At 73.9% G+C, this 19092-nt stretch carries 10 protein-coding genes; 4 read left to right on the forward strand and 6 right to left on the reverse strand.

What is annotated here, in order from left to right:
* Window positions 1-55: 55 nt before the first annotated feature.
* Complete coding sequence (locus WME82_RS46160; RefSeq protein ID WP_438040534.1) at window positions 56-5338, reverse strand: hypothetical protein; 5283 nt, start codon at window positions 5336-5338, stop codon at window positions 56-58.
* Window positions 5335-7137: an ATP-binding protein gene (locus WME82_RS46165; RefSeq protein WP_438040535.1), complete on the reverse strand. Its 1803-nt coding sequence runs from the start codon at window positions 7135-7137 to the stop codon at window positions 5335-5337. Before WME82_RS46165 ends, WME82_RS46160 begins: the two co-directional genes overlap by 4 nt.
* A gap of 859 nt (window positions 7138-7996) precedes the next feature.
* Here WME82_RS46165 and WME82_RS46170 point away from each other — a divergent pair.
* Window positions 7997-9214 (forward strand): STAS domain-containing protein, encoded by a 1218-nt coding sequence (locus tag WME82_RS46170; RefSeq protein ID WP_438040536.1) that lies wholly within the window; start codon window positions 7997-7999, stop codon window positions 9212-9214.
* A gap of 19 nt (window positions 9215-9233) precedes the next feature.
* Here WME82_RS46170 and WME82_RS46175 read toward each other — a convergent pair whose 3' ends face one another.
* Together WME82_RS46175 and WME82_RS46180 are read right to left on the reverse strand one after the other, a co-directional pair.
* The gene (locus WME82_RS46175; protein ID WP_438040537.1) at window positions 9234-10682 is read right to left on the reverse strand and encodes a type VI secretion system Vgr family protein; all 1449 of its coding nucleotides are present in this window, start codon (window positions 10680-10682) and stop codon (window positions 9234-9236) included.
* A gap of 115 nt (window positions 10683-10797) precedes the next feature.
* Window positions 10798-12636, reverse strand: coding sequence for a DUF2169 family type VI secretion system accessory protein (locus WME82_RS46180; protein ID WP_438040538.1), 1839 nt, complete (start codon window positions 12634-12636; stop codon window positions 10798-10800).
* A 71-nt stretch (window positions 12637-12707) separates the two neighbouring features.
* Here WME82_RS46180 and WME82_RS46185 point away from each other — a divergent pair, with 71 nt between their 5' ends.
* The 3 genes from WME82_RS46185 (at window position 12708) to WME82_RS46195 (ending at window position 15630) form a co-directional block, all read left to right on the forward strand.
* Window positions 12708-13049 carry a hypothetical protein gene (locus WME82_RS46185; protein ID WP_437742805.1) on the forward strand — a complete coding sequence of 114 codons (342 nt, stop codon included), beginning with the start codon at window positions 12708-12710 and terminating at the stop codon, window positions 13047-13049.
* Window positions 13050-13223: 174 nt separating this feature from the next.
* Complete coding sequence (locus WME82_RS46190; protein ID WP_437854766.1) at window positions 13224-14249, forward strand: aminoglycoside phosphotransferase family protein; 1026 nt, start codon at window positions 13224-13226, stop codon at window positions 14247-14249.
* 400 nt (window positions 14250-14649) lie between these two features.
* Window positions 14650-15630, forward strand: coding sequence for an IS110 family transposase (locus tag WME82_RS46195; protein ID WP_438039300.1), 981 nt, complete (start codon window positions 14650-14652; stop codon window positions 15628-15630).
* 82 nt (window positions 15631-15712) lie between these two features.
* Here WME82_RS46195 and WME82_RS46200 read toward each other — a convergent pair whose 3' ends face one another.
* Entirely contained in the window at window positions 15713-17077 is a 1365-nt protein-coding gene (locus tag WME82_RS46200) for a hypothetical protein (protein ID WP_438040539.1), read from the reverse strand.
* 290 nt (window positions 17078-17367) lie between these two features.
* The gene (locus WME82_RS46205; RefSeq protein WP_438040540.1) at window positions 17368-18819 is read right to left on the reverse strand and encodes a cellulose binding domain-containing protein; all 1452 of its coding nucleotides are present in this window, start codon (window positions 18817-18819) and stop codon (window positions 17368-17370) included.
* Between the last annotated feature and the right edge of the window lie 273 nt (window positions 18820-19092).

Consider the following 19092-nt stretch of genomic DNA (forward strand, 5'->3'; position numbering starts at 1 on the left):
AGCTTTGCGCCCCGGCGGCGCGCGGGCAACGCCGGGAGCGGGGCGCCCGCGCGCGCTACCCGATCGAGCGCAGCAGATGATCGAGCGCCCGGCGCTCCTCCGCGTCGGTGACCGACTGGAGCGCCCGGTTCACCTCGCCGACGGCGGCCGCCGCCAGCAGCGCGACGGCCGCCGGGTCGGGCGCCCCGCGCGCGCGCAGCCACGCGAGCGCTTCGTGCTCGGTGTTGACGACGATGTGGCTCCGGCTCGCGTCGTAACGGATCGGCCGCCCTGAGCGGCCCTCGACGACGGCGCGCACCGGGGATCCCTCGAGGTTCATCCGGACGATGGCCTCGTGGAGCGCGGCCGCGAGCGGGCTCCCGGCCGCCGCCTCCTCCCCCTCGGGCGTGGCGCCGGGCACCGGCGCCGCCTCGCCGCCGAGCAGGCCGAGCACGCTGCGCCACAGCGCGATCGCCCAGGCCCGCGCGCCGCTCGAGTCGGGCGGCGCCTCCGCCGCGGGCGCCTCCGCGCCGCGGGCGCCCGCGGCGGGAGGGCCCGCGCTCGCGGCGGGAAAACCCGTCCCGGAGGCGGGCTCGATCTCCGCCGCGAGCTCCACGGCCGGGGCGGGCGTCGCCGCGAGGGCGCCGAGCTCGCGCAGCGCGCCGGGGGCGGCGCGGTGGCGCAGCACCTCGACAAGCGGCGAGCCGTCGTCGAGCAGCACGAACGGCGGCGAGCCGTCCGGGAAATCGCCGTCCGCGCTCCCCCGGCGATCGGAGATCCACAGGCAGCCGCTCGCCGCGAGCTCGGCGCGGACCGCCGCCGGGCCGACGCTCTCCCCGGAGGCGGTCCGCGCCGCGAGCTTGCCGCCGGAGAGGCGGCCGAGCAGGTGCAAGTTCCACAGGTACGGCGCTGCGGCCGCCTGATCCGAGAGCTCGGCCGCCATCGACGCCGCGGCCTCCATGGCGAGCTCCGCGATGGCGTCCCAGCGCGCCTCGCGCAGCGGCCACACGAGGAGCCTCCCCTCGACCGGCGCGAGCGGGGCCACGCCGGTCGTCCCGGAGCCCACGCCCGTCCCGCAGCGCAGCGCGAGCGGGGTGAAGCCGCCGCCGTCGCTGCCCCCGCGGCCCTCGCCGAGGATCGCCGCGGAGGGCGCGGCGACGAGCACCTCGGGCGCGCGCGGCCACCGCGCGGGCAGCCACAGCGCGCCGGTCACGAACAGCGGCCGGGGCCAGGTGATGGCGACGTCGATCCACCGCGTCGCGAGCGCGTCGCTGGGCGGCGCGAGCCGGGCGCGCATCCACCGCGCGGCGGCGTCGCGCACCGCCTGCCGGAGCCTCGACGCGTCCCCGCGGGCCTTGAGCCCGTCGAAGGCGCGGTTCGGCTCGAGCGCGTCGTCGTTGACGGCCGCGCACAGGGGCCACCCGTCGCCGGCGTCGAGCGCGCAGAGCGGGCGGCGCCCCACGTGCACCGCGATGCCCGCCGCCCCGGCGTGCTCCGGGGCGAGCAGGCCGATCTCGCCGTGCGCGGGCGGCGCGCCCTCCTGCGCGCCGGCCGGCCGCTCGAAGGGCAGGATCGCGAAGCACGCCGCGCGCGCGGCCGCGTCGAGGCCGACGGCGGCGAGCGGCGGCGCCGTGAGGCGCTCCTCGGCCGCGCGATCGCGCGCGACCGCGTCGGTGATATCGTTGACGATCACGGCGGTCGCGAGCTGCAGCCGCTCGGGCCTGCTCAGCGCGAGGACCGGCCGCTCGTAGCGCTGCTTCGGGTAGGGTGGCGGCGTCGAGGTGCACAGCCACTCGGCGCGCGGCTCGCGCCGGAGGTCGTCGAGCGAGAAGAGGTTCCCCTCGATGTCGTGGAAGAGCTGCGCGCGCGCCGCCTCCGCGACGACGCGCTTGCCCTGGGCCAGCGTCTTCAGGACGGCGCGGCGCGCGTGACCCCGCGCGAACGGCGGCAGCTCGTCGAAGCGCGGCGCCAGCGCGATCAGGTGGCGGCCAGCGGCCTTCGCGAGGCGCGTCAGGATCGCGCGCGAGGCGTCCCTCGACGGGTCCGCCGCGCCGGCGCGCACGAGCAGGCGGAGCGGGATCGGCAGCTCCACCTCCACGCGCCGCTCCGCGCCGTCGGGGCCGACGAAGCGGGCGTCCGACACCGGCCCCTCGACGATCTCGATCTCGCCCTCGAGCCCCGGCACGCCGAGCGCGGCGGCGCTCACCCGCAGCAGCGGGTGCGAGGGCGCGCCTGGCAGCGCGAGCGGCGCGCGCGGCGGGCCAGCGGCCCCGCGCGGGCCATGCTCCTGCAGCGCCTTGCCGGCGGACGCGCGGCGCTCCTGCTCGGCGGCGGCGCGCTGCCGCCGCGCCGGCACGCCGCTCTGCGCCAGGAGGGCGCGCCCGCCGGCCCACCGCATCAGGGCCGCGCGCTCTCGCGGGTTGCGGACGACGAGCGGGTGCCAGGAGAGCGTCTCGAAGCCGGGCGCCGCGTCGAGCACCGGGATCGGCGCGGGCGCCGGGTGCGTCGCGTCGAGGGTCTCGAGCGAGCACGCGACCTCCTGGCCGCGCGCGTCGAGCATCCCGAGCAGCGGCAGGCGCCGGATGCGGGCGGCGAGCTCGCTCGGGGCCGCCTCGAGGGGCGCGCTTCTGAGCGCCCGCGCGCGCGCCTGGAGCGCCTGCACGCTGTCGAGGAGGTAGGCGCTCACGCGGGCGTCGGGCCTGCCGCGCGGATCGCCCCGCAGACCGAGCCGCGCGCGCGCCGCGGCGTCGCCCTCCAGCGCGGCCACGAGCGCCTCGCAGAGCGCGCACTCGACCGCGTGGACGGCGGCGTTGTTGCGCGGCGACAGGAGGCCGTCCCAGGCGCTGTTCGGCGCCGCCGCGTCGTCGTCGATCGCGATGGCGGCGGGGCTGAACAGCGGCGCGGCCTCCAGGGTGGCGAGGGGCCGCGACGCGTGGTGCCACACCTCCACCATCGCGTCGCTCGGCGTGGCGAGCGCGAGGAAGCCGGGGCCGCTGACCTCGAGGACCGGCGCGCCGGCGGGGATCGCCCCGAGCCTCTCCAGGGACGCCGCGAGCGCGCGCCGCCGCGCCGGCCCTCGCGCCGCGAGCTCGTCCTCGGTGAAGAGCCCCGGGCCGTAGGGGACGAGCTCGCGCTCCGGGAGCGCGGCGGCGAGCCAGTCGAGCTCGCGCTGCGAGACGGCGAGCACCGGCCTCCGGTCGGCCGCGCGCCCCCGCGCCTCGGGCGGCGCCGCGCAGAGGCCGCGCGTCGTCCGGGAGAGCGCGGAGAGGCCGTTCAGGCTGACGAACCACCCCGCCGTGAGCGTGGGCCAGATCCGCGCGTCCAGGAGGCCTTCGAAGCGCGAGAGCGCGAGGCCGTCGTCCGGGGCCGGCGCCGCGCCGCCTCCGCGCCCGGAGCCGCCGTCCCCGGCGCCGAGGCGCCGAGGCGCGCAGAACACCGCCCCGATCGCGGCGCGCAGCGCGGGCCTCACGCGCGCGAGCTCGCTCTCGGGCGCAGGCGCGGGCGTCGTCGAGCGCGCGCCTCGCTGAGCGTCCCCCAGGCTGAAGAGCCGCTTCGCCTCGCGGTCGGCCGCGGCGAGCGCGAGCTTCAGCGCATGGCGGACGGCGCGCCAGAAGCGCGCGTCGCGCTCGACCCCGTCGTACGCGAACCGCGGCAGCACGCGCCCCTTCCACGCGAGCGCGATCTCGACGGGCAAGGGGACGGCGGCGGGATCGAGCTCCACGGTCTCGAGGTGCCGCCCCTCCACGAACACCCGGACCTCCGCGCCGCGCGGGGGCTCGCGGGCGTCGGCGAAGACCGCGAGCTCGCCGCGGAGGCCGGCGAGCGGCCCTTCGTCCACCTGGAAGGCGTCGCGGAACGCGTGATCCGGGGAGGGCGGCACGACGGGATCGCCGGTCGCGTGCAGGAGGAACGCCCTGCGGCGCTCGGCGCCGAGCTTCGCTTGCTCGATCATGGCCTCGGCGTCGGCGAGCGGGAGCCCGGCGAGCGCGCGCTCGACGAGACCCCCCGGGCTCCAGACCACGTCGCCGGCCCAGGGGGCGAGCGCCTTCGGGAGCCTCGCGTCGCCGCGGAAGAGGAAGAGCCGCGGCGCATCGTGCGCGTCGAGCGCCGCGAGCGACGTCGGCCGCCCGCGCCCGTCGCGGAGCAGCGGGAGCTCGCGCACGGCCTGCGCCTCGGCGGGCAGCTCGGCGCCCGTCCGCGCCGCCCCGGTCGCGACGCAGGCGAAGGCCGCGAGCGCGTCCGCGAGCCGGCCGCGGTCCTCGTCGACGACGATCGCGCCGTCGGGGACCGCGCCCTCGCCGCAGACGAGCGCGGCGAGGGCCTTGATGGCGTCGAGCAGCGCGCCGGCCGCCGCCTCGCCGAGCCGCGCGCGGAGGGGCGCGTCCTCGCGCACCGCCGAGCGCGACGCGTTGGTGGGCAGCGCGTCCGCGTCGATGACGACGCGGACCGGGAGCTCGACGCCCTGGTAGGGCGCCGACGGGAACCGCGGGGCGAAGCTCCAGCGCTCGCGGACGAGCCGCACGCCGTGCTCGAGGTAGTCGACGGCGGGGAGGCCGGAGGGGACGGGCGTCGAGATGGGCGCGGCGAGGGGGCGCGAGCGGGGCGACGAGCTGGCCGGACCTCCTGCGGGCTCGGGAGGCGCGACGATCTCCAGCGCCGCTCGGCGCGCGCCGCGCACGTGGAACGGCACGCGCACGAGCACCGCGAGGTCGCTGCTCGGGAGAGCGCGGCGCAGCGGCTCGCCGGCGAGCGCGATCGGGATCGGGAAATCGCCGGTGGCCGCGGCGAGGTGCGCGAGCTCGGGCGGGCTATCGCCCGTGATCGCCCGGCGGAGCACCGACCAGCCGAGCCTCCGCCGCACCTCGATGCGCAGGCCGGCCGCGGGCATTCCGGGCGGCCTCGGGACCTCGTCGCAGGCGGGGCCGGCGGCCGGCGCGGGGGCCTCGGCGGGCGCCTCGATCAGGGCGGGCGTGAAGCGCACGCGCGTGCAGCTCGCGCCGCTGGCCTCGCTGGACGGCCCCGTCGTGAGCAGGTCGACGCGCGCCGGGCGCAGCCCGAGCGCCGCGTTCACGCCGAGCGCGAGCAGGCGGAGCCTCCGGGACGCGGCGTCGGGCGCGGCGTTGAGCACGTGGTCGAGGAGGCGCGCCAGGGCGGGCCCGTCGGGCGGCTCTCCGTCGAAGGTCACGACGACGTCGTCGGCGTCGTAGCGGAGATCGATCTGCGTCGCGCCCCCGGCCGCGGCGGCGCGGACGAGCTCGAGCAGGTAGAGGTCCAGGTCGACGAGCAGGTGCTCCCTGAGCTTCTGGACGGCGCGGCGGGCATCGACGCGGATCGCGCCGCGGGCGACGACCCGGCTCACCGCGGCGACCCCCTCGGCGCGGGGCGCGCGCCGCCTGCGGGCGCCCTCTCGCCGCGCGCCGCCCCCGCGCGCGGCGGCGGGCTCGCCGAGAGGTCGAGGAGCCGGTCGCTGTCCTCGGGATCGAGCGGCCCCTTGGCCTCGACGAGCAGCGCGCGGGCGAGCAGGTTGCCGGCGGTCACCGCGTCGACGGCGGCGCGCCTGCGCGCGAGGGCCACGGAGTCGCTCTCGATGTTGAGGTAGAGGGCGTGTCCGGGCGGGAAGCGCGCCGCGCGGCGCACGACCTCGCGCGCCGCGTGGCAGCTCTGCTCGGGCCCGGCGCGCTCCCCGCTCCCGGGCAGGAGGAACCCGCTGCGCTGGCGGAGGGCGCCCTCGACCTGGCAGAGGCTCACCCGGGCGACCCCGTGCCGGGCGCGCGCGAGCGCGTCGGCGATCACCTGGAGGAGCACCGCGTCGGCCGCGCGGGCGCGTTTCGGCTCCTCGCGCTCCTCGCGCACGAGCAGGTAGGCGGCGTGCGCCTTCTCGACGCGCGCCGCCGGGAAGCACCGCTTCAGCAGCGCCCTGGTCGCGGGGTGGTTGCACAGCACGACGGGCAGCCCGTTGCGGGCCATGGCCGCGGTCAGCGCGTCGGATCGCCTGGCCACGAGCAGCGGCTCGCGCCCCGGCGTGAGCGCCCGGAGCCCCGCGCGGCTCCGGTCGCCTGCGACGGGGCTCGCGAGCGGGAACGGGATCTGGTCCGGATCGAGCGCTGTCGGCGGCGACAGCGCCGCCTCCAGCATCGCCGCGTAGGCGGCGGCGCCCTCGGCCTCGCCGGCGGCTGCCGCGGCCGCGGCCTGCGGGAGGCGGGCGGCGAGCTCGCGCCGGAGCGGACCCTTGACGAGCTCGCGCACGCGCGCGATCGCCTCCCAGAAGGCGTCGTCGCGGCGCACGTTATCGCGGCTCAGGGTGTGCTGGAGGTGGGGGCTCATCACCTTGAACCGCACGCCCGAGAGCCCGCCGAAGAGCTCGTCCGCGGTCTCGAACAGGGTGAGCCCGCGGTTGTAGAAGCCGGCGAAGCTCTGGCCGTGCTCGACGGCGGGGTCCCCGCTCGTGGGCTGTGCGAGGTGCTGAGCGCCGGCGGAGGGGCCGACCACGACGGTGGTCTCTTCCTCGACGGAGGTCACGGAGACGGGCGCTGCGATGGCGAGCGGCGCGTCGATGCGCAGGGCGCCCGTCCGGGAGCCCCCCTCGTGGTCTGCGATGCTCAGGGTGATCTCGCGGTCGGCGTGGCGGCACCAGCGGCGGAGCGCGGCGTGCGCGCGGCGTGCGTGCTCCACGAACGCCTCCCGGTCGAGCCGCTGGATCAGGGTCACGCGCGTGCCGCTGCCCTGGCGCGGGCCGGCGTCCTCGAGCTCGTAGCTCGTGTCGCTGTGCAGCCGGAGGAGCCATGCGTTTCCGTCGCGCCACGTCTCGACGTCGACCTGCTCTGGCTGGAGGGCGAACACGGAGACGAAGCCGACGCCGTATTTCCCGATCTTCGTCGCGTCGCCTTCCTTCGACGAGCTGAAGAGGGTGAGCAGCGGGCCCTCGATGTCCTCGCGGCTCATGCCGCACCCGTCGTCGGTGACCGAGGTGGCGCACGCGCCGGGCAGCGTCTCGACGCGCACGGCGATCTTCCGCGCGCCGGCGTCCATGCCGTTCTGCACGAGCTCCCGCAGGAAGGCGTAGGGATCGGCGAACTGCTGCACCATGTCGGCGACCGGCCCTGGGGGCGGCGGCGGGGGCGCGGCGCGGTCCTCGCGAGAGGAGCGGTAGGGTGCCATGCGTCCTGCGAGGCTATCACACGGCGGGGAGCCGCGGTTGGAAGGGTGCCTGCGGGGGACGGAGAGGTGGAGTCGCTGCGAGAGATCCGGAGTCCTGGGCGGGAGGGCGGGGAGGCTGTTGGGGGGCCTTCGCCGCGTGGCGCTCGGGTCGAGTCCTCTCTTGGTCTAGCGTGAAGCCTTGTGAGCGGATGCCCACCCCCGGCCCGTGCTCGGCGCTCCGCGCCTGCGCGCGGTCCGCCCCTCCCCAATCGCGCGCTCCGCGCGCTCAGGGAGGGGACGGCGCGCAGAGGTGGAGCAGCATGTCCTCGAGGTCGTCCAGGACCAGGTGCCACGCGACCTCGGCTCGGCCTCCACGGAGCGCGGACCGCTGCCCAGGGTGAGGTCCAGTTCCAGCGGGACAATGTCCGCCACCGCTGCGGGGACCACGTGGATAGGGCCCATCGGCTTGAGACGTTCGCTCTTGTCGGTGAAACAGCGGTAGTGGCCATAGAACGCGTCCCCTGAGTCCTGGTGACACGCCGGTCCCTCGTCCAGACCGGCCCAATCCATGGCCTCGTGGTCACGAATCTGTCGTGACGCGCTCCCCGAATCCCCTGCACCGCACCTCTCACCACGTCTCCCGCTCCGGTCCACGCCGGCGGCGCCTCCCCGTCCTCGGCCCACCTCGCCGTAGCTGATTCAGCCGCGAGCCGGCTCACCGTCTTGCCGCGCAGCGCCCGCCACGCTAGCGCTAGCGCCCCCACGTCGTGGCGCGTTTCTCCCGGCTCAATCGCATGAAGGCCGCCAGGGAGCTCTTCCGCAGCCTGCTCCGTTCACGATACACTTATCCTTCTCTGCTCTCTGAGGAGTCGTGAGACTGATGGAATCTGCCCCCAGCGTGTTGCTCGGCGAGCTCTTCGCCCGCTCTGCCGATCTGCTCTTCATCGCCTCGGCCGACGGAGCGCTGCTCCATGGGAGCGGCGGTCTACGCGACGCGCTGGGCCCCGGGGTCGAGGGGGGCGCGCTCCTCGCGGATCTCGCGCACCCGGACGATCGCGCCGCGCTCTCGGCGGCCTGGTCGTCGCTCCTTCAGAGGGACGAGCCCGTCTCGTTCAGCGTGCGCCTGCGCGACGGCGGCGGCGCCTACCGGCCGCTGTCGTGCAGCGCCAGCCGCTCGTCCGACCGGAGCGCCGTCCTCGGCTCGCTCCGCCCCGCGCCCGCGATCGCGCCGTTGGCCGCCGCGAGCCCGATGACCGGGGACGAGCTGAGCACGCTCCGGCTCAAGGCACGCATCCTCGACGGCCTCGTCGAGCACGTGGATCCCATGACGATATGGGCGCTCGACCGCGACGGGATCTACGTCTATCACGACGGCAAGTCGACCGCGAAGGCCGGGTTGACACGGGGGCAGCACGTCGGGCACAGCGTGTACGACCTCTATGCGGCCACCCCGGAGGCCGCCGCCGACATGCGGCAATGGTACGACGGCCAGGTACGCCGCGGTCGCGGCGAGGCGCACGGCGCCGACTGGGACACCTGGCTCATCCCGCTCCGCAGCGAGCCCGGCGGCCGCGTCGACGGCGTGCTCGGGGTGTCGCTCGACGTGTCGGACTCCCGGCTCGTCGAGAAGGAGCTGCGCATCCAGCTCGACCAGATCGCCGCGCAGCAGAAGGTGATCCGCGATCTCTCGACGCCGATCATCGAGGTCTGGGACGGCGTGCTCACGCTCCCCATGGTCGGCACGGTCGACAGCGTCCGCACGGCCGAGGTCATGGACAGCCTGCTCGCGCAGATCGTCGAGAAGCGGGCGCGCTTCGCCATCCTCGACCTCACCGGCGTCGAGGTCGTCGACACCAGGGTCGCGAGCCACCTCATCCAGCTCATCACCGCCATCCGCCTCCTCGGCGCGGACGGCATCGTCGCCGGCATCAAGCCGACGGTCGCCCAGACCATGGTCGCGCTCGGCCTCGACCTCACCCAGCTCAACACGCAACGCAACCTGCGCGCCGCGCTCAACTACGCCATCCGGGCCATGACAGGCGCCCAGGGCGCCTCCTCCGCCGCGAGCCCCGCGCCCGGCAAGAAGCCAGCTCCCTGAGCGGCGTCATCGAGGCGGCTCACTCGTCCACGAGATCGAAGACGATGCCTCCCTGCGTCTTGATCCGGTGAGTCGACCGGTTCGCGCTGTTGACCGGAGAGGGCGTCAGCGGGTTGGGCGCGGCGCCCACGATGACCGGCCGATCCGGGTCGCCGTTCACGAAGGCGATGAGCACCTCGGTCCCCGGCTTGAGCGGGAAATGCGTGCCGTAGTTCGCTCCAGCGTGGTTCTGGAGCATGCGCACCGGCCTGGACGACACGCCGCCGGCAGCCCCCGTATCGAACAGGAACCGGACCATGTACCTGCCCTGATCGTCGATCTGCGCGTCGTTGCCCCCGCCCCCCGGCCCGGCGTCGACGATCCCCGTGACGACGCCGCCGATCCGGGGCGTCGGCGTGACGCGCGGCGGCCGGTACGTGTTCTTGCCCGGGATCGCGCGGAAGGTGTTCACGTAGCGCCGCGGCTCGTCGCCGCCGCCCTGGCCGCCGGCCGCCTGCGACGCGCGGTGCTCCACCTCGACGAAGAGCAGCTCGAGCGACTCCAGGCTCGGGTGCCCTTCCAGCACCGATCGCCCGCCCGCGCCGATCGCGCACACCGAGCTCCTGCCCGCATACACGAGCTGCGTCGCCTGCCGCTCCTCGGCCCGGACCTGCGCCAGCGCCTTCCCCTCCGCCGGCGTCTTGTAATGGCCGCCGTACTCGACGATGCCGCCCGCATATCCGGTCGAGAGGACGTGCTCCGACGTCAGATCGAGCATCGGTTGCCGGTAGTTGTAGTCGCGGGCCACATACACGCTCGGCACGAGCCGCGATCTCGCCTCGAGCTCGAAGACGTCCCGCGTCTCGCCGCGCTCGCGGAAATGGACGGACTCGGCGCCGGCCGCGGGGTTGAACCCACCGCCGTCGGTGAAGACCATCGTGTCCTGCCCGTCCTGGTGCTCGAAGAAGAAGCTGATCCCGGCGTGCTCGGCCAGGCGGCTGATGAAGGCGAGATCGGTCTCCTGGTACTGCACCGTGAACTCCCGCGGCGGGTAGGTGCCCGAAAGCCTGAGCTCCACGTCGCTCCCGCTCAGGCCCACGAGCTCGAGCTTCTGCTGGATGAGGTCCGGCACCGCCTTGTTCATCGAGATCTCGGTGGTCTCGACCAGCGTCAGCCGGAAGGCGCGCGGGACGATGTGCAGCCGGTACGCGCGGTAATCGCGCAGGTTCCCGAGGAGGTCGTGGACCTCCGCGATCATCCCGTGGACGCGCCGCAGCTCGACCCCGTCCTGCTCGAAGACGATCGCGACGCTCTCGCCCGTGAAGGTCTGTCCGTCGACCCCGGCGTCGCTCGGACAGGCCACCTCGACCTCGAACGTGAAGAGCTGAGAGATGGCCTCGCGCCCGGACAGCCTGTTCACCTGGAGGAGGTCGGACGAGAAGCCGGAGAGCTCGAGTCGAATGTCTAGTGAATCGGATCGGGTGGTCATCGTCGCAGCTCCATCCTTCGTGCCGTGGGAGAAGATCTCCTGCCTCGGGGCGCGTCGCGCGCGGGCGCCCCTCGCGCTCGTCGAGGTGCGCTCGGCGAGCTACCGTTTGCGCGAGCTACCGTTTGCGATCGAAGCGTTCGTAAAGGCTCCTCCTCAACGAAGGGGAAGGGGTCGGCAGCGCCGGGCGCTCCGGCGGTGGAGGCGGCGGCCGTCGGAGCGGCGGGGCCGGCGGCGGCTCGTCCGGCTCGGGGGAGCGCGCCGGCGAGGCGCTGAGCACCGGCCTTGGCGGCGGCTCCAGCAGCGCGGGCTCCGGCTCCGGCGGCGGCGCGGCCGGCTCCAGCTCGGGGAGCGGCGCGGCCGCGGTCTCCGCCGCTTCCACGCGAGCCGGCGGGGCCGCGAGCGCGCCCTCCTCGGAGGCGGCGGAGGGGCCGGGCGCGCCGGCGGCCGGCGTCCAGTCGTCGTCCAGCGAGAGGGCGAGCGTGCCTGAGCCCGCGCGCTGCTCCGCCGCGGCCGGCTCCCGGGCGATCATCGAGGCAGGCAGCGCCGCGCCCGGGGGCGCCGGCTGGAACGGGAGCGCCGGCTGGTCCGTCGCCTCGGCGTCCTGCTCGGGCAGCAGGGCCAGCGTCGTGGCGGGAGACCCCTCCGGGCCTTCTTCCACCGAGGAGATCGAGAGGGTCCCGGTGTCGATCCGCGGCCCGGGCGCGCCCGCGGCCGGCCCGGCGACGTCGCCGGGAGCCGACCCGGGGCGGAACGGCGTCGCCGCCGCCGAGGCCAGGGCAGCCGCCGCCACGCCGACGTCCGCGAGGCTCAGCGTGCGCGCCCCGGCGCCCGGATCAGCCTGGGTCTCCCCCAGGCCGCCGTCGTGGTCGTGGTCGACGCCGCGCGCGCGGCCTCGCGCGAGTCCGCCCGCGGCGCCCTGCTCCGCCGGTAGCTCGGGCCACTCGAGCGGCTCGCCGGGGAGCTCGACCCCCGCCACGAGGGTGGCCGCCGCGAGGGCGGCCTCGTCGGGGACGACCAGGTTGCCCCGGAAGACGAGAGTGCAGCGCTGCTCGTCGCCGTCGATGCGCAGAATGTCCGCGTTCAGCTCGAGCAGGTGGCCCTCGCCCACGCCGAAGGCCGAGAGGCCGTGGACGCGCGCTCGGCCGCGCGCCTCGGGCAGCCGCGTCCGGAGGCGCGGCAGCGTGGGGTGGAGCCCGTGGAGCTCGATCCACTCGCCGCCGCGCAGGTAACGCGTCCGCTGATCGGGGGGCGCCGCCTGGTAATAGGCCCACTCGAAGGGATCGGGGATCTCGGCGATGGCGGCGTCGAGCGCCTTGCGGGGCGTGGCCCCGAGCAGCCGCCTGCGCGCGGGCCAGGCGCGCGCGATGGGCCCGAAGCCGGCCGCGCGCGCCGGCTGGAGGGGATCGACGATGTTCGCCTCGGGCTCGGACGCGTCGCCCGTCCCCTGCACGCCGAGGAAGTTCTCCTGGTCGTTCTCGCCGCGGAGCGCCCGCTCGTACACGAGCGGCATCCGCTGGAACCCGGCCCTGTCCTTGACCAGGAGCTCCTTGTCGAGGAGAAGCCCGTCCTCATCGGAGATCGCGAGTCGCACGGGCAAGTCGTGCACGGGCGCGCCGGGCGGCGGCGCGTGGGCGTGGCCGGTAAAGAGCACGTCGGCGCGCTCCAGGTGCGGCGCCAGATCGCTCGTGAGCCGGACGCTCCGCCCAGGGTTGTTGCCGTGATGGACCTCCCCGTGGACGACCTGCTGCGGCTCGACCCTGGGCATCTCCGCGTCCGCCGCGAAGGCGAAGGTGGCCTTGACGATGACGGTGATGTGGAGCTCGCCCCGGCTGCGCCATGCGACGGCGGCGGCGGCTGCGCCGTTCAGCGGCGTGACCTTCACGGGCCCGGTCGCGCCGTTCGTCCCACGGTTCATCGCGCTCTTCGCCGCGCCCTTCTCCGCACCGTTCGCCATTCCGCGGCGTTATAGCACGGCTCTCGTCACGAACTTGCCGCCGCACTGCGCCCATGCCACCCACGGCGATCATGAAGCCGGCTGGAAACGCTCGTGCGCTGGGATCGGCGCTCGCCCTCCTCGTCATGATTGCCTCGTTCGGCTGCGACACGGTGGCGACGCTCGTCGCGCCCGCGGTGCCGGTGGTCATCGAGAAGGCGACCGCGCCCGGGGAGCCCGCCGCGCCCGAGGATCCCGCCGCCGCGCCCGAGACGCCCGAGAGCCGGAAGTGCTGCTTCCGGAGCGGCGAGGGCGCCGCGAAGGTGTGCGAGAGCCAGGAGCGCTGCTGCTCTGGCAGGTACGACCGCAGCGCGTGCGAGGACTCGGGCGGTCTCTGGTTCAACAGCGCCGACGGCTGCGCCGGCGCCTGCTGAGCGTCTGGCTCGTTCCGCCGCCGGGACAGGCGTCGAGGTGTCGAGGGGACAGGCGCCGAGGCGCTGACGGGGACAGGCGCCGAGGCGTGACGGCCGCAGCGCGGCGTGGGGCGATGTCGTGACAACCCTGGCGTAACCCTGGCGTTCGCGCCGTCCGCCGGCGTAGGAAAGGGGGTGCGCGAGCTCGATACCGACGCCCTGCTCCGGCTCGTCCAGCGGGCGACGGGCCATGTCCCGTCGTCGATGGTCCCGCTGCGCGGGGGCGTGTCGTGCCGGCGCTATCTGCGCGTCGTGACGCCGGCCGGGACGGCGGTCGCGATGTTCGCGCCGAGCGCGGGGGCCGACGGCGTCGCGGTCGGCGCCGCTCCCCCGCGGTGGCCGTTCCTGGAGGTGCAGGCGCTCCTCCGGGAGCGCGGCGTCCGGGTGCCAGCGCTGCTCGCCGAGGATTGCGAGCACGGCCTGCTCCTCCTGGAGGATCTCGGGGACGCGACGCTCTCGGCCTTCGTCGAGCGCGCGCCCGCCCGCCGCGCCGAGGTCTACGCGCTGGCCGCGCGCGATCTCGCCCGGGCGCAGCGGGCGCTCGCGGCGCTCCCGAGCGGCTCGATCGTCGACTCGTGCGCGCTCGACGAGACGCTCCTGCGCTGGGAGCTCGACCATTTCCGCGCGTGGGCGCTCGACGCGCGCGGGCTCCGGCTGGGCGACGCCGCGCGGGCCGAGCTCGACGCCGTCTCGGAGCGCCTCGCCCGGCGCATCGCCGCGTGGCCGCGGGGCTTCGTTCACCGCGATTACCAGAGCCAGAACCTCATGGTCGTGGACGCGGCGGGCGGGGGCCTCGAGATCGCCTGGCTCGACTTCCAGGACGCCCTCCTCGGCCCGCGCGCCTACGATCTCGCGGCGCTCCTCAACGACAGCGCCCAGGATCTGGATCGCTCCTTCGTCGAGGCCCGGCTGGACGACTATGCGGCCGCCGCCTCGCTCGATCGGCCGGCGCGCGACGCGCTCGGCCGGGAGTTCGATGTGCTCACGGTCCAGCGCAAGCTGAAGGACGCCGGCCGCTTCGTCTTTCTCGACCGCATCGGCGTGGATCCGACGTACCTGCGCTACGTCGAGCCCGCGCTCGCGAGGGCGCGCGCCGCGCTCGCGAGGATCGGCGATGACGAGGACATGCGGGTGCTGGCGCGGCTCATCGCTCAGGCGTGAGAGAATTGAACGCAAAGGCGCCAGGACGCAAAGACCCAAAAAGACGAGAGAAATGGGGAGTGTGGCCATCGAATGCCATGTCGATGACCCTGGCTATCTCGTTGCGCTCAATCCCGTCTCTTTTTTGCGCCTTTGCGCCTTTGCGCCTTGTATGTTCCGCGAGCGTTCTGGATCCACGTCGTCGTCGTACCGAGGGGGGGCCGGGGGGGAGACCGGCAACCTGTGGATTTGTGGACAATTTCGCGGCGAGCCGCCACAAAGCTACGCGTGGCAGACCGTTCGCGCCTTGGTCTTGAGGCCGTCGCAAAGCATGGGTCGCCACGCCGTAGGTCCTGGATAAGCCCGCACGGCTGCCTGAGGCATAGCTCGCATCGTTCGCAAGGATGGGCTTCTGGGGCTGATGTTTCCGCGTTTCAGTGAGGGAAAGGTCGACGTGTCCACGTTCGTAGGGATCGATGTCTCGAAGGAGCACCTGGACTGGGCCGTTCATGGCTCCAGCGCAGGGGGGCGGCTGGCGCATGACGAAGAGGGCCTGCAGGCGCTGGTGGACCAGCTACGCGAGCTGTCGCCGACGCTCGTCGTGCTGGAAGCTACCGGTGGGCTGGAGATGCCGGTGTTGGCGGTGCTGAGCGTCGCGGCCGTGCCCGTGGCGGTGGTCAACCCGCTCCAGATCCGCAACTTTGCGCGCGCCACCGGCCGGCAGGCGAAGACCGATCGGCTCGATGCCAAGTGCATCGCGCACTTTGCCGCCGCCGTGCAGCCGCCGCTGACGCCGATGCCCGAGGCCACGACGCTGGAGCTGGAGCTGCTGCTGGCGCGCCGGCGCCAGTTGATCACCATGCTGGTGGCCGAGAAGAATCGGCTCTCGGGCTTGGTTGGGCCCCGCCGCGTCGCGCGCGTCGTCAGCAGCATCAACCGCATCATCGAGACGCTCGAAAAAGAGCTGAAAAAGCTCGACGACGAGCTCAAGGACAAGATCGAAAAGAGCCCGCTCTGGCGCGCCAAGGACGAGCTGCTGCGCTCGGTCCCCGGCGTCGGGCCCGGCACCTCGCGCACGCTGCTGTTCGACCTGCCCGAGCTGGGCACGCTCAACCGCAAGCAGATCGCCGCGCTCGTGGGCTTGGCTCCGTTCAACCACGACAGCGGCAAGATCAAGGGGCGCCGAGCTATCTGGGGTGGACGAGCCTCGGTGCGATCGATGCTCTACATGGCGAGCGTCGCCTGCATGCGCTTCAACCCCGTGATCCGCGCCTTCTACGACCGGCTGAAGACCGCCGGCAAGCCTACGAAGGTCGCCCTCACGGCGTGCATGCACAAGCTGCTCACCATCCTCAACGCGATGGTGAAGGCGAACCGACCCTGGCAGGTCGCCGCCGCTTGACAAAGAACACGGCTGCTTTGCGTTTGAATCTGACATGCCCGGTCGTCGGCCGACCGGATCTAGGCCTCGGGCGCGGTGCGGCTCAGAGCTCCGACTCCCCCAGAAAGCGCTGGAGGAACGTGACGGCGGTCTGCTCTCCAGCCTCCGGGAAGCCACCGAACATCGCGAACTGGTGCCATACCCAGCCGGCGTTCAGATAGGTATCCTTTTCGCTCGCCTCGAGCGAGGAGCACACGTGATCCCAGCGCGGGTTCGCCCCGGGGAGATAGCCGCTCTTGTCGGGCGGCAGGCTGGTCAGGCGCGCTTCCTTGGAGGGGCCAGGGAGCTTCTGCTGGAGCGCCGCGTTCGCGTCGAGCTGGTGGCCGCCGGTCATCCGCAGGCGGCGCGAGGCGTCGCCGCCGAGCCAGCGCACGAGCAAGGCCTCGTTCTTGGCGATGCCGCGGGCGTCGAACGCGAACACCTCGCTCACGCGGTCCTTGTTGGCCGCGAGCGCCTGCCACAGGGCCAGCCCGCCGGCGCTGAAGCCCGCGAGCCCGAGCTTGCCGAGCCGCGGCCCGCCCTGTCCCGTACCGATCTTCTGCGCGCCGCAGAGGAAGCGGAGCGCTGCCTCGGCGAGGCCGGGCAGGCTCGCGGTCGTGGCGGCGCCGAAGCTCGCCCCGCTCGGCCACGGGTGCAGCATGACCACCGCCCTGCCGCTCGCGGCGAGCGCCTCCTCGAAGCCGCAGCGGACATAGACCCAGCGGGACTGGTCGCGCGGATCGCGCTCGAACACGTCGCGCGCCCAGAACGACGCGCCGGGAGACGGGTCGGGCGTGAGCAGGTATCGATTCAGCCCGAACATCTCGTGGCGCTGGTCGACCCGGGTATAGGCGTACCCTTCCGGCCGGTAGAACACGAGGGCCGAGATCCCGCCGTCCGGCGGCGCCTTGCAGGCCTCCGGGATGCTCGCGAACCAGATCTTCGGATCTCCCGCGGTGGCGCCGAGGGCCACGAGCTCGGTCCCGGGCCGGTGCTCGCGCCGGTACTCGTCCGCATACCCGGCGTAGGCCATCCAGAACGGGGTGATATCGACGAAATCCGTCCTGATCTGGGCGAGCGCGAGGCCGGGCGCCGATTGCACGTCGACGAGCGGGTGAGCCTGCCCGAACGCCGGGTCAGGGGCGGGGCTGAGCGCCGTCCCGCCGCTCGCCACGTCGAACGCCTGCTCGACCGACAGGACCTCTTCCTCCAGGGCGGGGACGTCCTCGAAGGCGTCGAACGCCGCCGAGAAGCGCGCGCTGAGCGCGACGCGCGACGCCCCGGCGGGGATCACGAACTCGCGCCGCCCCGGGTCCGAGCCGGCGAGCGGCAGCGGCGCGTCGTCGGCCGTCGCCTGCACGTCGGCGAGCGCGTCGGGCAGAAGCGGGCAGCCCGCATTGCGCCAGGTGACCCGGAGCCTCAGCGCCATGCGGCGCCCCGGACCGGACGGCGCGCCCGGCGAGGAGCGAGCGCGGCGGCGTGGAGGGGGTCGACCGGACCATTGCCGGCGAAGGGGGAGCGCTGCGGGGCCGAGGGCACGGGGCGCCCACGGTACCAGAGGGCGCGGGCCGCGGGCGAGCGCGACCGGGCGCGGAGGCCGCGCGGGGAGCCCCGAGATGGGCTCTTCCCGTGTCGTTCGGCCGATCCTGCGGGCCGGCGCGCCGCGCCGCCGGGGGCTGTCCGGCCTCCTCGGCTGGCGCGGCGCCAGTCGACTGGTGCTCAGCGCGTGCCGTTCGCGCAGTACCCGAACTCGACGCTCGTTCCAGGCCTGATCTTCGCGTTCCAGCTCACGCCGGTGAACACGAAGTCGGTGCCTTGCTTGACGGCGCTGGTGTTCCAGAAGTCACGGAGCGTCGCGCCGTTCGAGGGCACGTAGAGCTTCCACGTGGTCTCGCCGCTGTCGGCCTTCGTCAGCTTGACGTTGTTGCAGTAGCCGCCCGTCCACGTCGAGTTGGGGGTGATGCTGACGGTGATGTTGCCGCCCTCCACGCGCACGCCGGTCCCGGGGTTGCTCCCGCCGCTGCCGCCGCTGCCGGTGCTGCTGCTGCTGCTGCTCGACGAGGACGTGGTGGTGCCGCCGCCGCCGCCACCGCTGCCGGAGGTGCTGGAGCTGCTGGAGCTGGAGCTGCTGGATGTGGTGCTGCTGGAGCTCGAGCTGCTGCTGCCCTTCACCCGGGCGATGAAGCTGTCATAGCCGGCGACGTCGCCCGTCTGAGAGAGCATGACGATCGCGACGCCCATGTCGACGGCCTTGGCGACGTTGCTCTCGTTGAGCCAGGTGGAGTCGACGTTGATCGGGCCGCCGCCGAACGTGTACGCGTCCACGATGACGAGCGGCAGGCTGAGCGCAGTGGTGATCTCCTTGTAGGTGAAGTTGTCGATCTTGCCCGTGGTGAACGGGAATTGCTTGCCCGTGAGGCCGACGTACTTGACCACGCTGCGATCCCAGCCGTCGTAGAAGTCGCCGACCGACGACGCCCACTTGGTTGCCGACGGGCTGAACCACGGGCTGAAGTCGATGACCACCTTGCATGAGGGGCAGCCCGACTTGATGGCGCCGAGGATCTGGTTGATGTAGCTGTCGGACTCGTTCTCCGTGAGCGCGTTCTGCTGCGCCGTCTGCGAGAACTGGTACCAGTCCGGCTCGATGTGGATCAGCGCCTCGCGCCCTCCGAGGGCCCCGTTGATCCCTGCCGCCGCCTTCTGGTAGGCGCTCGCCATCGAGGCGATGTTGGCGCGCACGTACGCCGCGCCCCTCTGGCACAGCGGTGCGCCGCTGTTGCCGTCGCAGTCGTTCTCGGACCCGAGCCCCTTCTTCGTCATGTCCGTGGCGATGTAGCCGAAGAAGTAGGGGGTCTTCCCCGCGTTGACGATCTGCGTAAGCTTGGTCTTATGTGTGCTGGTGAAGCCGCCAGATTGCAACCAGTCCCCGACGGCGACCACATCGACGTTGGCGGGTCCGGACTGGGGCGGCGACCAGGTCTGGCTCCACTGCGGAGCGACGCCGAAGCGCATCTGCGATGCCGCCGCGGCCGCCGCCGCCTCATCGGCGAAAATCTCGTCCTCTTCGGAGCTGGAACCATCGTCCGCGGCAACGATGCACCCGCCGAGAGCGGCGAGCAGGCACGCAGCTGCCCCAGCACCGAAAAGCGAACCCTTGATCTTCGTCATTGTCAATCTCCAAGTGACCGAGCGGCTCCGCGCCGCATCGGATTTTTCCACTCCCGAGTGCCAGCATCGGCTTGGCACGGGGCGCTTGTTGAAAGGAAGGTTCGGAGAGCGTTGCAACGGCCGGGCCATCGCCTCTCCAGAGCGGAGAACGCCGGTTCACGGGCACATTCCAACGGTGCCTGTCCGCGAGAGATGGAGAGTGGGCCGATGGAGTGGATCACCGAACCGGGGCACGGACGATCCACCGCGAACGCCCTGATTTCTCGGTGCGGG

The sequence above is a fragment of the Sorangium sp. So ce128 genome (assembly GCF_051525245.1).
Lineage (GTDB): Bacteria > Myxococcota_A > Polyangia > Polyangiales > Polyangiaceae > Sorangium > Sorangium cellulosum_B.

Coding starts and splice junctions, on each gene's coding strand:
- WME82_RS46165 (WP_438040535.1), bottom strand. CDS start 7,137: ATGGCACCCTACCGCTCCTCTCGCGAGGACCGCGCCGCGCCCCCGCCG.
- WME82_RS46170 (WP_438040536.1), top strand. CDS start 7,997: ATGGAATCTGCCCCCAGCGTGTTGCTCGGCGAGCTCTTCGCCCGCTCT.
- WME82_RS46175 (WP_438040537.1), bottom strand. CDS start 10,682: ATGACCACCCGATCCGATTCACTAGACATTCGACTCGAGCTCTCCGGC.
- WME82_RS46180 (WP_438040538.1), bottom strand. CDS start 12,636: ATGGCGAACGGTGCGGAGAAGGGCGCGGCGAAGAGCGCGATGAACCGT.
- WME82_RS46185 (WP_437742805.1), top strand. CDS start 12,708: ATGAAGCCGGCTGGAAACGCTCGTGCGCTGGGATCGGCGCTCGCCCTC.
- WME82_RS46195 (WP_438039300.1), top strand. CDS start 14,650: ATGTTTCCGCGTTTCAGTGAGGGAAAGGTCGACGTGTCCACGTTCGTA.
- WME82_RS46200 (WP_438040539.1), bottom strand. CDS start 17,077: ATGGCGCTGAGGCTCCGGGTCACCTGGCGCAATGCGGGCTGCCCGCTT.
- WME82_RS46205 (WP_438040540.1), bottom strand. CDS start 18,819: ATGACGAAGATCAAGGGTTCGCTTTTCGGTGCTGGGGCAGCTGCGTGC.